The sequence below is a fragment of the Bacteroides sp. An279 genome (genome assembly GCF_002159615.1).
Lineage (GTDB): Bacteria > Bacteroidota > Bacteroidia > Bacteroidales > Bacteroidaceae > Phocaeicola > Phocaeicola intestinalis.
Genome location: NZ_NFJA01000001.1, coordinates 16422 through 29573, shown reverse-complemented (window position 1 = coordinate 29573; position 13152 = coordinate 16422). Strand labels below are relative to the sequence as shown.

The window sequence follows — 13152 nt, the reverse complement described above, 5'->3', positions numbered from 1 at the left end:
ATTATTTGAATATCCGCAAACAGCCAATGTAGGGGCGTATCGCATACGCCCCTACAGGTTGATTGGCAAGATGCGGGCATTCATATAAAATTATTTTAATCTGTGTAATCTGTGGTGAAAGACAACCTACACGCGGTCGGCTTCCACGTATCCGTGCATCACGGCGTAGATGGCGAGGGCGGACACCGACTTGATGCCCAGCTTTTCGGTAATGTTCTTGCGGTGCGAGATGACCGTGGTGAGGCTGATGTTGAGCCGTTCGGCTATTTCCTTGTTGATGCAGCCTTTGGTAAGGAGCACCAGCACTTCGATTTCGCGGGGCGAAAGGTCGTGCGCGGTGGCGTGCAGGGGAGGTAAGGAGTGATGCCCGTACTGGCGCAGGCGCACGATGGCTTTCAGCAGTTCGTCTTGTGCAAGGGTGCAGTTCAGCGTGGGTACGCCGTTCAGCTGCGGATGTTCCCCGTTCGAAAGCACGATGGTTTTCGGTTGCCGTTCAAGGAAGAATGCGGTATGCATGAAGTAGATTTGTGCCGACACGAAGTAGTGGGCATACATGTCGGGCGTGTCGTCTATCAGTTGTCCGAAAGACGAGAACATACGGATTACGGCATTGGGTATCAGCTCTTCGAGAATGGTTCGCAATCCGAGTGCAGCCAGCGTGTTTTGTTCGAGGATGGCAATTTCAGGTGTATGTGGCATGGTATGCGTTTTTTTTCACCACAGATTACACAGATTAAATTCATTCATTTTTTCTGTGTATTCTGTGGTGAATTATTTCTAAATCTGTGTAATCTGTGGTGAAAGATGGAGGTAGGCAGCGGCAGCTTCGGCACACCGCTCTCCGTCGATGCCTGCCGAGACGATGCCGCCTGCATAGCCTGCCCCTTCTCCGCAGGGGAAAAGGCCCTTTACGGTTACGTGCTGGAGCGTTTCGGCATCACGCACGATGCGTACGGGGGCGGAAGTGCGGGTCTCTACGGCTATCATCACGGCATCGTTGGTAAGGAAGCCGCGCGAACTTTTCCCGAAAAGCTGGAAACCTTTGCTCAGGCGGTCTCCGATAAACCTCGGGAGCCAGAAGTGCAGGGGCGACGAAATCAGTCCGGGGCTGTACGACGTGGGGGGCAGGTCGAAGCTCAGTTTCTTGCGGGTAAAGTCTGCCATCCGTTGTGCGGGAGCCGTCTGCCGCATGTTTCCCTGTTGCCAGCAGATTTGTTCCAGCTTTTCCTGGAAACGCATCATCGCCAGCGGGTGTACTGTTCCTTCTTCCGTCTTTGCCTGTGCTATCAGGGTTTCGGTCTGTGCTTCCGCCGAGTTGGGGAAAGCTTCGCATGCCTGCAGTTGCAGGTCGGGATGGGCGAGGTCTTCCGTGCGGAGTTCCACCACCATCCCCGAGTTGCTCCATTTCGTACCCCGGTTGCTGGGGCTCATTCCGTTCACCACTATCTGGTGCGGACCGCTTGCCGCCGGCACCACGAATCCTCCGGGGCACATGCAGAAGCTGTATACGCCCCGTCCGTCTACCTGTTGCACGAAGCTGTATTCCGCCGCGGGCAGGTATTTTCCCCGTCCCGCCTTGTTGTGGTATTGGATTTGGTCGATGAGCATCGACGGGTGTTCCAACCTTACTCCTACAGCTATGCCTTTCGGCTCGATGTGTACGTCGTGGGTATAAAGCCAGCGGTACACGTCGCGTGCCGAATGTCCTGTGGCAAGGATGACGGGGCCGCGGAACGTCTTGCCCGTATTCGTTTCGATGCCCGCCACTTCATTGTGTTCGATGATGAGCGCGTCCATGCGTGTCTGGAAGTGCACCTCCCCTCCGCAGGCAAGGATGGTGTTGCGCATGTTCTCGATGACGCGCGGCAGTTTGTCCGTCCCGATGTGCGGGTGTGCGTCGATGAGGATGGAGGTGTCCGCTCCGTGCTGGCAGAACACGTTCAGTATCTTTTCCACGTTTCCCCGCTTCTTGCTCCGGGTATAGAGCTTTCCGTCCGAGTAGGCACCTGCTCCGCCTTCGCCGAAGCTGTAGTTCGATTCGGCGTCCACTTTGTGCTCACGGCTGATGCGTGCCAGGTCTTCCTTGCGTTCGCGTACGTTTTTCCCCCGTTCTACCACGATGGGACGCAGCCCCAGTTCTATCAGTTTCAGTGCCGCGAACAGTCCTCCCGGTCCGGCTCCCACGACGATGACGGCAGGTTTCCCCTCCACGTTGCGGTATTCAGTATGTGTAAAAGCTTCTTCTTCGGGCATTTCGTTGATGAACACCCGTACTTTCAGGTTGACGAAAATGGTTCGTTGGCGTGCGTCGATGCTCCGTTTCAGTATGCGTATCGCCTTGATGGTCCGTGCGTCCAGCCCCTTCTCCCGGCTGATGTATTGCTTGATGTTGTCATCGCTTGCTGCCTGTTCGGGCAGTACTCGTAATTGAAGTTCTTGTATCATAGGTTTGTTGTTTTTTCGCTTGTAAGTTTTTTGAAACGCAGATTTTCACAGATTGACGCAGATTATGATTTTATTGTACATATCTTCTTATTCCGTTTTGCAAGTTAGTATTGAAGAAATTTATCAGTAGATCTAAGTGTATTCCGCTTAGTCTTAGGTAAGTCAAAATCTGGGCGGTATGAATAGGTAAAAGTTTTTCTACTGTTTTTAGTTCAACAATGATTTTCCTTTCTACCATAATGTCTATCCTGTATCCGCAATCGATATGTGTATTATCGTAAATGACCGGAAGTTCTTTTTGGTTTTCAAATTTGATGCCGAGTTTGCCCAGTTCATAACATAAGCAAGCTTCGTATGTGCTTTCTAATAATCCAGGACCTAATTCTTTGTGGACTTTATAGGCGCATCCGATAATTTGATATGCCAATTCGTTTGTTTCTTTGTCAATATATACCATAGCTAAAAATATAATTTGCGTTAATCTGCGAAAATCTGCGTTTTAAAGCATCTTTTTGTGGTGAAGAGAAACACATCATCCGAAGAGTTCCCGGAAGGCTTCTTCTACCTTCCTCACCGGTACCAGTTCGATTTTGATTTTCTTCCGGTCCAGACCTTGCAGATTATGTTTGGGGATGAGCATGCGCTTGAAGCCCAGTTTTTCCGCTTCGCCGATGCGCTGCTCGATGCGGTTCACCGGACGGATTTCACCGCTCAGGCCCACTTCGCCCGCCATGCACACGCCGGTTTCTATTTCCGTGTCCATATTGCTCGAAAGGATGGCGCTGATGACCGCCAGGTCGATGGCAGGGTCGTTCACTTTCAGTCCTCCGGCTATGTTGAGGAACACGTCCTTCTGCGCCAGCTTGAAGCCTACCCGTTTCTCCAGCACGGCGAGCAGCATGTTCATCCGCCGCAGGTCGAATCCAGTGGCGGAACGCTGGGGCATGCCATAGGCTGCCGTGCTCACCAGTGCCTGCACTTCGATGAGGAACGGGCGTATGCCTTCTACGGCGCAGGCGATAGCCACTCCGCTCATTCCCTCGTGGTCTTGCGTGAGCAACAGTTCCGACGGGTTGCTCACTTGCCTCAGCCCGTCCTGCCTCATCTCGTAGATGCCCAGCTCCGCCGTGCTCCCGAAGCGGTTCTTGATGCTCCGCAGGATGCGGTACATGTAGTGCTGGTCGCCCTCGAACTGCAGTACCGTGTCTACGATGTGTTCCAGCACCTTCGGTCCGGCGATGCTTCCTTCCTTGTTGATATGTCCGATGAGGATGACGGGCGTGCCTGTCTCTTTGGCGAACTTGAGGATGGCTGCCGAACATTCGCGTACTTGCACGATGCTTCCCGGCGAAGAATCGATGGTTTCGGTCGAAATGGTCTGTATGGAGTCGATGATGACCAGGGCGGGAGCTGTGTTCTTGATGTGGGTGAAGATTTGTTCCAATGACGTTTCGCAGGCTATCAGCAGCTGCGTCGTTTCGGGATGCGGGATGCGGTCGGCACGCAGTTTCAGTTGGCGGGCACTCTCTTCGCCCGAGATGTAAAGCACTTTCAGGCCGGGCAGGCGCAATACCGTCTGAAGGATAAGCGTTGACTTGCCGATGCCCGGCTCGCCTCCTATCAGGGTGAGCGAGCCTTCTACCAGCCCGCCTCCCAGTACCCGGTTCAGCTCGTCATCTCCCATGTCGATGCGCAACTCTTCGCTCGAAGTGATTTCGTGCAGTTGTTGTGGTTTCGAGCGTACGCTTTCGATGCCGTGCGCCGCGTGTTTTGCCACCGGTGTTTCCTTGCGTACCACCTCTTCCGTAAATGTGTTCCATTGTCCGCACGAAGGGCATTTGCCTGCCCATTTGGGCGATTCGTATCCGCAATGGGTGCATACATACACCGTTTTTTCTTTAGCCATATCTTTCCCTTTTCTGTTTCTTTCGGCAAACTTAGGCAAAAATCTGCGAAATTCATGTGTTGAAGAGGTGAAAAAATATGTCGGGTAAGGAATGGGGGACTTCCTTACCCTCTTTGTCTTTATTCTTCCCGTGAGCGATAATCGAATTCAGTCGACTTCTCGCCGCTATATGATTGCCAGATCAGTTTCAGTTTGACAGTATTGCCTTGGGTGTCGGGCAGTGCATCGAGTCTGAATGCCACCATTCCGTCTCCTTGTTCTCCGTAAGTGTCCCCATATGCATTGTGGCGTAGTTCCACTTCATACGGGTTTTCTGGATTATTTGTCGGCAGGAGGCTGACCATGTGTTTGGTTCCACCGTTGCCGAATACCGTCCTGAAATGTAGTGTGAGGTATCCGTCTTCGGCTATGTTCACCCAATCGCGTACGATTTCGATAGGGTCGGTGCCGTACACCGAGTCATTTTTTTCTCCCAGATCGGTTGCCATTGGTTTGGTCAAGACACTGTCCATCCAATAGACTGTGACGGCTTGGTCGTATTTGCCGGCAGATTCTTCCGAAAAATCAAAGTTCATCAGTGCTCTTACTTCCTTGTCGCCGAATGGAGATGTAGCGATGTTGACCGGAAGTACGGTTGTGCTGTCGTCCAATTGCAGGTAGAATGTGCCGTCGGTATCTGTTTTGGCAGTAACGATTGCACCGTTGTAGGCTGTGTAGTAATTGTCATCATCGTCCAGGCACGATGAAAAAGCGAGTGTGCCGCCCATTGCTGTGGCTAGCAGTAACGTCTTGGTCCATTTGTTCATTGCATTCATATTCGTAGGTTCTAATGTGTTACTTTTGTCTATGAAATGCAAGGTAAGCATAAATCATGCATCTTTAGATGTTAAAAATATTGAAACAAATAATGGGCACTTATTTAATGAATATTCTCATTTTTCCCAATAGCCATGTAAGGGCTGACTCCGTCCCTACATAGTACATGGGATGTTTGTAGGATTCATAAAAACTTATCCTAAATCATTGTACGACAAATTCAAAACAGTTGCTTATTCAAAAAAGTTCTTTCCATAAATGCACAAGTGCAGAAACAGGGTGATAAAGTAACATCTTTGGTCCGGCGTAGCGCATGACGGTTCGCATCTGCCCGCGCATCCGAGGGCTGTAACAATGTATGGGGCATTGCTTGCAGGTGGGTTTCTGTTCGCCGTAGCGGCAATGCGAGAGGCGGGCATGGGCATATTCCAAAAGTGCCTGGCAGGCGGGGCAGAGCGTGGCGTTTCCTTCTTTATGGCGGCAATAGAGCCTGATCATTTGCGTTACTACGCGCTTCTCTCGTTCGATGTGTGAGGGGGTGCGGCTCATGGTTTTGATGATGATTTCTTTGATTTGGTATCCGGAAAAGTGTGAATTTTGAAAAGCGAAGATAACGAAAAGCCCGGAAAGCTCAAAATGCTTTTGGGAAAGAGATGTGATTTTACGGCATTTTAAATATTTTATACTTACAGATTGCGCGTTTCGTTATGAATGTCTTACATTTGGGGTGCATTTCCGTAAGGGAAGGCATCAGATTTAACTAACTAACAGATAAGACGGTATGAAACAAATTAAATGTATTGGAATCTTGACTTCGGGAGGTGATGCTTCGGGCATGAATGCGGCTATCCGTGCGGTGACACGCAGCGCTATTTTCAACGGGTATACGGTGAAAGGCATTTACCGAGGTTATGAAGGTTTGATTCGGAATGAAATCAAGGAGTTTACCACGCAGGATGTAAGCAGCATTATCCAGCGTGGAGGTACGATATTGAAAACGGCACGTTCGAAGGACTTCATGACTCCGGAAGGCCGTAAGGTGGCGTATGATAACATGGTGGCGGCAGGCATCGATGCGTTGATTGTCATCGGCGGGAACGGTTCGTTGACGGGTGCGCTGACTTTTGCGCAAGAGTTTAATGTGCCGTGTATCGGTTTGCCCGGAACGATTGACAATGACTTGTACGGAACCGACTCGACCATCGGTTATGACACGGCACTGAATACCATCGTGGAATGTGTGGACAAGATACGTGACACCGCGACTTCGCACGACCGCATCTTCTTTGTGGAAGTGATGGGGCGTGACGCCGGATTCCTTGCCCAGAACAGTGCGATAGCTTCGGGAGCCGAAGCTGCCATTATCCCGGAAGACCAGACCGACGTAGACCAGCTGGAGCAGTTTATCGGGCGCGGCTTCCGCAAGTCGAAGAACAGCAGTATCGTGATTGTGTCCGAATCGCCTAAGGACGGAGGAGCCATGCACTATGCCGAGCGTGTGAAGAAAGAATATCCGCAATACGACGTGCGTGTCACCATTTTGGGGCACTTGCAGCGGGGAGGTTCTCCGAGCGCGTACGACCGTATTTTGGCAAGCCGCCTGGGGGTAGGTGCTATCGAGGCGCTGAAAGAAGACCAGCGGAACGTGATGATAGGTATCCGCAATGATAAGGTGGTGTATGTGCCTTTCTCGGAAGCCATCAAGAAAGACAAGCCGCTCGACAAGTCGCTTATTCAGGTGCTTGACGAGTTGTCTATTTAAGCTTTTAGGGACTAGGAACCAGTTGACTAGGTACTAGGTTTTAAATAGTTTTACTAAGGTATTCAGAACCTAGTCCCTAGTCAACTGGTTCCTAGTTACCTAAAAAAGACAGCAATTCTTCGGGTGTATCGGCGATGAATGCCGGATGGTAGGCTTCCAGTTCGGTGCGCGGACGGAACCCCCAACTTACACCAATGGTTTCTGTTCCGGCATTGATGCCCGTCTGCATGTCTACGCCTGAATCTCCGATGTAAGCTGTGTCTTGAGGAGATACTCCTGCAGCCTGCATGATTTCGAATACTACGGCAGGGTCAGGTTTGGCCGGCACGCCTTCCCGTTGTCCGAAAATACGGACAAAAGAGAGGGTAGGGAAGTATTGGGTGATAAGCTTGGTGGTGGCTTCCTGGTATTTGTTCGATGCTACGGCAAGCTGGCATCCTTTAGCCTGGAGAGTTTCCAATACGTGTGTGATTCCTGCGTATGGCAGGCTCAGGTCGGCATTGTGCTTATTATAATAAGGTATAAAAACGGAACGGATTTTCATGATATTCGTTTCGTTTCGTTCTGTTTCGGGTAAAGCCCGTTCGAAAAGTTTGTTGATGCCGTTGCCTACGAAGAACCGGTAAGCGTCTGTCTCGTGAATGGGATAACCATAAGTGGCAAGTGCATGGTTAGTGGCTCCAGCCAGGTCGGCTATGGTGTCGAGTAAAGTGCCGTCAAGGTCGAATATAATCAGTTTTTTCATTTCCATGTCATTTTTTGTGTTTCTGCCTGCAAAGATACGATAATTGGCAGAAAAAATGGCATGTCTTCATCGGATAAACAGAAAAGTAACATCATATACATCATATTGTAATATGAAAAGGAGACTTTTGGGAAGTTTAAAAAAATGACGATTATGAATATAGGTACTCCTTTTTCTGAAAATTATGTGTTGGAATGCACAGCCGATGGCGGTTATTATGCTTATCTGTCAGACTATGACCAATGCTGTGCTTACGGCGAGACAGAAGATGACGCGCTTGAAAATCTGATGGAAGTGGCCGAAGAATATTTCCGGGAAATATCCTTGATATACACGCTGGAAGATGTAAGTTGATAAATTATTTTAGTTTTATCTTTTGGATTGTAATAAAAAAGTACTTTCTTTGTATTGATTTAAATCGGACTATATGATGAACATAAGACCTCATTACCGTACGGTAGTGCTTTCGGATATCCATTTGGGTACTTCTCATTCGAAAGTGAATCAGGTGAGTGATTTTTTGAGTGCGGTAGATTGCGACCGTCTTATCCTGAACGGCGATATTATCGATGGCTGGAGTCTGCAGAAGTCGGGTGTGCGGAAATGGAAAGCCGAACATACGCGTTTTTTCAAGATTCTGATGAAGATGATGGAGAATTGGGGGACGGAGATTGTATATGTGAGGGGCAATCACGATGATTTTCTGGAGAGTCTTATCCCCTTGCAGTTTGCCAACCTGACCCTTGTGAAAGACTATGTGCTGGAAAGCAACGGCAAGCATTATTTCGTAACCCATGGGGATGTGTTCGACAAAGTGACATCGGGGATGAAATGGCTGGCGAAGCTGGGTGACATCGGCTATACCTTGTTGCTGGAGATGAACAGTCTTTACAATAAGTACCGCATCAGGCGGGGTAAGCCTTATTACTCGTTGTCGCAGGCTATCAAGCAAAAAGTCAAGCAGGCCGTGAATTATATATCCGATTTCGAAACGGTGCTGGTGGATTTTGCACGCAACCGGAAATGCGATGGGGTGATTTGCGGGCATATTCACCATCCGGAGAACCGGATGATAGATGGCATCCATTACCTGAATTCGGGCGACTGGGTAGAGACGATGTCTGCCTTGACCGAAGACAAGGAAGGCAATTGGAATGTGGTTTATTACACGGAGATGGTTAAACAGAAGGAAATGGAAGAAAAAAAGTCCGTATTATCAATTATACCTGTAGCATCATGAGAGTATTATTCGTAGTCCAAGGAGAGGGAAGGGGACACTTGACTCAAGCGATTTCGCTGGAAAAACTGTTACGTGAGAACGGCCACGATGTGGTGGAAGTGCTGGTAGGCAAGAGTGAGTCACGCCGTTTGCCGGGGTTTTTCATTCGGAACATTCAGGCACCTATCAAACATATTATCAGCCCCAATTTTCTGCCTACGCGCGCCAACAGGCGTGCCAATCTGAGCCGGAGTTTTATGTACAGCTTGCTGAAATTGCCCGAATACTATGAAAGTATGTGCTACGTCAACCGGCGTATCCGTGAAACGGGAGCCGACCTGGTCATCAATTTTTACGAACTGATGACGGGGCTTACTTATTTCTTCTTCCGCCCGTCTGTTCCGATGGTATGTATCGGACATCAGTATCTGTTCCTGCATAAGGATTTCCGGATGCCGAGAAAGAACCGGTGCAGTTCGTTTCTGATGAACCTCTTCACCCGTCTCACTTCGTTAGGTGCATCGCGCAGGCTGGCACTTTCGTTTCGTGCGATGAAAGACGATGAGAAGCATCGTATCAGCATCATTCCTCCCCTGTTGCGTCAGGAAGTGTTCGAGCAGGAGCCGGTGAAAGGCGATTATATTCACGGGTATATGGTCAATTCTGGATTTTCTGATTATGTGCGCCGCTGGCACGAAGAACATCCTCAGGTACCTTTGCGCTTCTTTTGGGACCATTGGGAAGAAGAACCGGTGAAAAAGATAGACGAAACCTTGTCGTTTTATCAGTTGGACGACCGGGAGTTCCTGCGCCAGATGGCAGGTTGCAAGGCATACGCCAGTACGGCAGGTTTCGAGTCGATATGCGAGGCGATGTATCTGGGTAAGCCTATCCTGATGGTACCGGCACATATCGAGCAGGAGTGCAATGCGTACGATGCCACTTTGGACGGAAGTGGGATTGTAGACGAAGGATTCAACCTGGACAAGCTGTTGGCATTTGCCGGGACTTACCAGCCTGACCCGACGTTCGGGACATGGGTGCGCTCTTCGCGTTACATCATCCTGAACGAATTGGAAAAACATATCTCGCACGATTACATGCAAGGAATGTATATGGTGGAGGAGTATGTGTGAGGACTTGTCGCCTTTTTTTTGAGCTGATTAGAATTATTTAGGGATTCTTTTTGGTTTTGCAATCGTAATGTAACAAGAATTGTCTTTCTTTGCAGAAAAATGTTTAGTTATGTTACAGAAGAAAAAGAAGTTCCCCTATTTGGATCGGGATATTAGTTGGATGTTCTTTAATCGGCGTATTCTGCAGGAAGCATGCCGTCCGCATGTGCCTTTGTTGGAGCGTATGTCTTTCTTAGGCATTTATTCGAATAATCTGGATGAGTTTTTCCGTGTGCGCATGGCTTCGCAGAGCCGGATAGCCGAATGTGCGGATAAGTCGGCGGCTTCGGAAAGCGAACATGCTAAGAAACTTATCAAGCAGATATCCCGCCTCAATTCGCGTTATGTGAAGGAGTATGGCGAAGCTGTGGTAGGCATTACCGAAGAGTTGCGCAAAGAAAATATCTTCCTGCTTTCCGATACCGAAATATCTCCCGAACAGAAGGCATTCATATATTCTTTTTATAAGTCGAAGTTGAGCGGCCAGGTTATTCCGATTTGGTTTTCGGAGGTGCGTTCGCTCGATTTCGGAAACGATGAAAACATTTACCTCGCCGTAAAGGTGAGCAAAGAGGAAAGCACACGGGTGGCAGATTATGCATTCCTGGAACTGCCGGTAAGCGTATGCGGGCGGTTTGTCCGTCTTCCTAACGAAGGCGAGAAGCGTTATCTGATGTATTTGGACGATGTGATCCGGTGCTGCCTCCCTCTGGTGTTCGAGGGATTGGGATATACTCATTTCGAGGCTTATACTTACAAGTTTACCCGTGATGCGGAAATGGAAATCGACAACGATGCCAATAGCGGTACCTTGCAGAAGATATTGAAAGGGGTGAAGAGCCGTAAGCACGGCGAGCCTTTGCGTGTGCTTTACGATAGCAGTATGCCGAAGGACCTGCTGAAACGCGTGCTGAAAAAACTGGATGTGGACAAGAACGATACGGTGATGGCAAGCGGACGTTATCAGAACCATAAGGATTTTATGCGTTTTCCCGATTGCGACCGTGCCGACCTGAAATATCCCGCATGGCCTTGTATCTTGCGTAAGAGCCTGGACGGTCCGGATAGCCTGCTTCAGAAAATACAGAAGAAAGACCGTTTTATCCATGTGCCTTATCATAGCTTTGATTCGTTTATCCGTGTGTTGCAGGAAGCTGCCGTAAGCAAGCAGGTGACCAGTGTAAAGATTACCCTTTACCGTCTGGCAAAAGAGTCGAAAGTGGTAAAGGCGTTGATAGCTGCCGCACGCAACGGAAAGAAGGTGACCGTAGTCATCGAGTTGCTGGCACGTTTTGACGAGGCTTCCAATGTCAACTGGTCGAAGAAGATGCAGGATGCGGGTATCCGCGTTATTTTTGGTGTGGAGGGCTTGAAAGTGCATTCCAAGATTACCCACATCGGGATGAAGACCGGTCCGGACATCGCTTGCATCAGCACCGGAAACTTCCACGAGGGTAACGCCCGTATGTACACCGATTGTATGTTGATGACGGCTTCGCCCAGGCTGGTGAAGGACGTGAATGCCGTATTCGACTTTATCGAGCGTCCGTATGTTCCAATTAAGTTCAAGGAATTGCTGGTTTCGCCCAATGAGATGAAAAACAAGTTCATCGCTTTGATTCGTGATGAAATCAAGAACAAGAAAGCGGGAAAGCCGGCTTATATCAAAATCAAGGTCAATCACATTACCGACCCTATGATGGTGGACAAACTGTATGAAGCTTCTCAAGCCGGTGTAGATATCGATTTGGTGGTGCGGGGCAATTGCTCGCTGGTCACCGATGTGCCCGGAGTGAGTGATCATATACGAATTAACGCAATTATTGACCGTTATTTGGAACATTCTCGTATCTTTGTATTCGCTGCGGGCGGTACGGAGAAAGTGTTCATCGGCTCGGCCGACTGGATGCCCCGTAACCTGGATAATCGGGTAGAAGTGGTGACACCTGTTTACGACCCCGATATCAAAGAGGAAATGAAGCGTATCGTGGAGTATGGACTGAAGGATACGCTTCAGGGACGTATTGTCGATGGTACGGGCGATAATGAGTTTCACGCCATTGTCGACGAACAACCTTTCCGTTCGCAAGAAGCATTGTATAATTACTATGTAGCTAAAAACGAGAAAGAAGAATGACAGAGATGAATTATGCGGCAATCGACATCGGTTCGAATGCCGCCCGTTTGCTGGTGAAACGGATTGAAGAAAATGAGGGACAGGCGAAGTTCACGAAGGAATTGCTGCTGCGTGTGCCTCTCCGCCTGGGTTTTGATGTGTTCGGCAAGGGAAAGATTTCGGAAAAGCGTGAAAAGAACATGATGCGCCTGATGAAATCGTATGCCTATCTGATGAAGATTTACGATGTGCAGAAGTACCGCGCGTGTGCCACTTCGGCGATGCGCGATGCCAAGAACGGTATGGACATCATCAAGGAAATCGAGAAGAAAACCGGTATTCACATTGAGATTATCGGCGGACAGGAAGAGGCGCAAATCGTCTATAACAACCACATTGAATATATGAAAGACCGCACGGGCAATTACCTGTATGTGGATGTAGGAGGCGGCTCTACCGAAATCAACCTGCTTTCGCAAGGAGAATTGCAGTGCAGCCGTTCGTACAACATCGGTACCGTGCGTTTGCTGAACAAGGCGGTAAAGGAAAGCGAGTGGACGCGCCTGAAAGAGGATATGGCGGAACTTGCCCGCCAATATCCCGATACCAACATCATCGGTTCGGGAGGAAACATCAACAAGCTTTACCGGCTGGCGGAGAAGAAAGACAAGAAAGCCCAGCGGATGACGGTAGAAACCCTGCGTGGCTTGTACGACGAATTGAGTGTCTTGTCGGTGGAAGAGCGTATGGATAAGTTTAGCCTGAAGCCCGACCGTGCAGATGTTATCGTGCCTGCAGGCAACATCTTCCTGACCATAGCCGATATCTTAGGCTCCTCATATATCTATGTGCCAACCATTGGTCTTGCCGACGGTATCATCGATGGACTTTATGCCGGAAGCAAGGAAGAGCGCGAACACGGGAAATCATTGAAGTCGCTCGATGCGGAAAAATGAGGCTTTTTTTAA

Annotated in this window: 13 protein-coding genes; 6 read left to right on the top strand and 7 right to left on the bottom strand. The window is 49.3% G+C overall.

The window, feature by feature from the left end:
- Positions 1-126 precede the first annotated feature (126 nt).
- The 6 genes from B5F78_RS00130 to B5F78_RS00105 form a co-directional block, all read right to left on the bottom strand.
- Entirely contained in the window at positions 127-699 is a 573-nt protein-coding gene (locus tag B5F78_RS00130) for a response regulator transcription factor (RefSeq protein WP_013617292.1), read from the bottom strand.
- A gap of 78 nt (positions 700-777) precedes the next feature.
- Positions 778-2445, bottom strand: coding sequence for an NAD(P)/FAD-dependent oxidoreductase (locus B5F78_RS00125; RefSeq protein WP_087405632.1), 1668 nt, complete (start codon positions 2443-2445; stop codon positions 778-780).
- Between the two features lie 70 nt (positions 2446-2515).
- Positions 2516-2902, bottom strand: a complete 387-nt coding sequence (locus B5F78_RS00120) for a GxxExxY protein (protein ID WP_087405631.1) — start codon at positions 2900-2902, stop codon at positions 2516-2518.
- Between the two features lie 75 nt (positions 2903-2977).
- Entirely contained in the window at positions 2978-4351 is a 1374-nt protein-coding gene (gene radA / locus B5F78_RS00115) for a DNA repair protein RadA (protein ID WP_013617289.1), read from the bottom strand.
- 119 nt (positions 4352-4470) lie between these two features.
- A complete protein-coding gene (locus B5F78_RS00110) occupies positions 4471-5166 on the bottom strand; it encodes a NigD1/NigD2 family lipoprotein (RefSeq protein ID WP_087405668.1) in 696 nt (231 codons plus the stop codon).
- A gap of 238 nt (positions 5167-5404) precedes the next feature.
- The gene (locus B5F78_RS00105) at positions 5405-5716 is read right to left on the bottom strand and encodes a nitrous oxide-stimulated promoter family protein (RefSeq protein WP_087405630.1); all 312 of its coding nucleotides are present in this window, start codon (positions 5714-5716) and stop codon (positions 5405-5407) included.
- Positions 5717-5948: 232 nt separating this feature from the next.
- On the opposite strand from B5F78_RS00105, the gene pfkA reads away from it, so the two are divergent.
- The gene (gene pfkA / locus B5F78_RS00100; RefSeq protein ID WP_013619179.1) at positions 5949-6929 is read left to right on the top strand and encodes a 6-phosphofructokinase; all 981 of its coding nucleotides are present in this window, start codon (positions 5949-5951) and stop codon (positions 6927-6929) included.
- 91 nt (positions 6930-7020) lie between these two features.
- Here the strand turns inward: pfkA and B5F78_RS00095 are convergent, their stop codons facing one another.
- Complete coding sequence (locus tag B5F78_RS00095) at positions 7021-7674, bottom strand: HAD family hydrolase (protein WP_022039722.1); 654 nt, start codon at positions 7672-7674, stop codon at positions 7021-7023.
- A gap of 153 nt (positions 7675-7827) precedes the next feature.
- Here B5F78_RS00095 and B5F78_RS00090 point away from each other — a divergent pair, with 153 nt between their 5' ends.
- The 5 genes from B5F78_RS00090 (at position 7828) to B5F78_RS00070 (ending at position 13140) form a co-directional block, all read left to right on the top strand.
- Entirely contained in the window at positions 7828-8028 is a 201-nt protein-coding gene (locus B5F78_RS00090; protein WP_022039723.1) for a type II toxin-antitoxin system HicB family antitoxin, read from the top strand.
- A 76-nt stretch (positions 8029-8104) separates the two neighbouring features.
- Positions 8105-8914, top strand: a complete 810-nt coding sequence (locus B5F78_RS00085) for a UDP-2,3-diacylglucosamine diphosphatase (protein ID WP_087211515.1) — start codon at positions 8105-8107, stop codon at positions 8912-8914.
- A complete protein-coding gene (locus tag B5F78_RS00080; protein WP_087211478.1) occupies positions 8911-10029 on the top strand; it encodes a glycosyltransferase family protein in 1119 nt (372 codons plus the stop codon). The genes B5F78_RS00085 and B5F78_RS00080 overlap by 4 nt, the downstream gene beginning before the upstream one ends.
- A 109-nt stretch (positions 10030-10138) precedes the next feature.
- Positions 10139-12205, top strand: coding sequence for an RNA degradosome polyphosphate kinase (locus B5F78_RS00075; protein ID WP_022039726.1), 2067 nt, complete (start codon positions 10139-10141; stop codon positions 12203-12205).
- The gene (locus B5F78_RS00070) at positions 12202-13140 is read left to right on the top strand and encodes a Ppx/GppA phosphatase family protein (RefSeq protein WP_013619185.1); all 939 of its coding nucleotides are present in this window, start codon (positions 12202-12204) and stop codon (positions 13138-13140) included. Before B5F78_RS00075 ends, B5F78_RS00070 begins: the two co-directional genes overlap by 4 nt.
- Positions 13141-13152 lie beyond the last annotated feature (12 nt).

Bases quoted from the DNA above. Each gene is read 5' to 3' on its own strand.
- B5F78_RS00130 (WP_013617292.1), bottom strand. From the start codon at position 699: ATGCCACATACACCTGAAATTGCCATCCTCGAACAAAACACGCTGGCT.
- B5F78_RS00125 (WP_087405632.1), bottom strand. From the start codon at position 2,445: ATGATACAAGAACTTCAATTACGAGTACTGCCCGAACAGGCAGCAAGC.
- B5F78_RS00120 (WP_087405631.1), bottom strand. From the start codon at position 2,902: ATGGTATATATTGACAAAGAAACAAACGAATTGGCATATCAAATTATC.
- radA (WP_013617289.1), bottom strand. From the start codon at position 4,351: ATGGCTAAAGAAAAAACGGTGTATGTATGCACCCATTGCGGATACGAA.
- B5F78_RS00110 (WP_087405668.1), bottom strand. From the start codon at position 5,166: ATGAATGCAATGAACAAATGGACCAAGACGTTACTGCTAGCCACAGCA.
- B5F78_RS00105 (WP_087405630.1), bottom strand. From the start codon at position 5,716: ATGAGCCGCACCCCCTCACACATCGAACGAGAGAAGCGCGTAGTAACG.
- pfkA (WP_013619179.1), top strand. From the start codon at position 5,949: ATGAAACAAATTAAATGTATTGGAATCTTGACTTCGGGAGGTGATGCT.
- B5F78_RS00095 (WP_022039722.1), bottom strand. From the start codon at position 7,674: ATGAAAAAACTGATTATATTCGACCTTGACGGCACTTTACTCGACACC.
- B5F78_RS00090 (WP_022039723.1), top strand. From the start codon at position 7,828: ATGAATATAGGTACTCCTTTTTCTGAAAATTATGTGTTGGAATGCACA.
- B5F78_RS00085 (WP_087211515.1), top strand. From the start codon at position 8,105: ATGAACATAAGACCTCATTACCGTACGGTAGTGCTTTCGGATATCCAT.
- B5F78_RS00080 (WP_087211478.1), top strand. From the start codon at position 8,911: ATGAGAGTATTATTCGTAGTCCAAGGAGAGGGAAGGGGACACTTGACT.
- B5F78_RS00075 (WP_022039726.1), top strand. From the start codon at position 10,139: ATGTTACAGAAGAAAAAGAAGTTCCCCTATTTGGATCGGGATATTAGT.
- B5F78_RS00070 (WP_013619185.1), top strand. From the start codon at position 12,202: ATGACAGAGATGAATTATGCGGCAATCGACATCGGTTCGAATGCCGCC.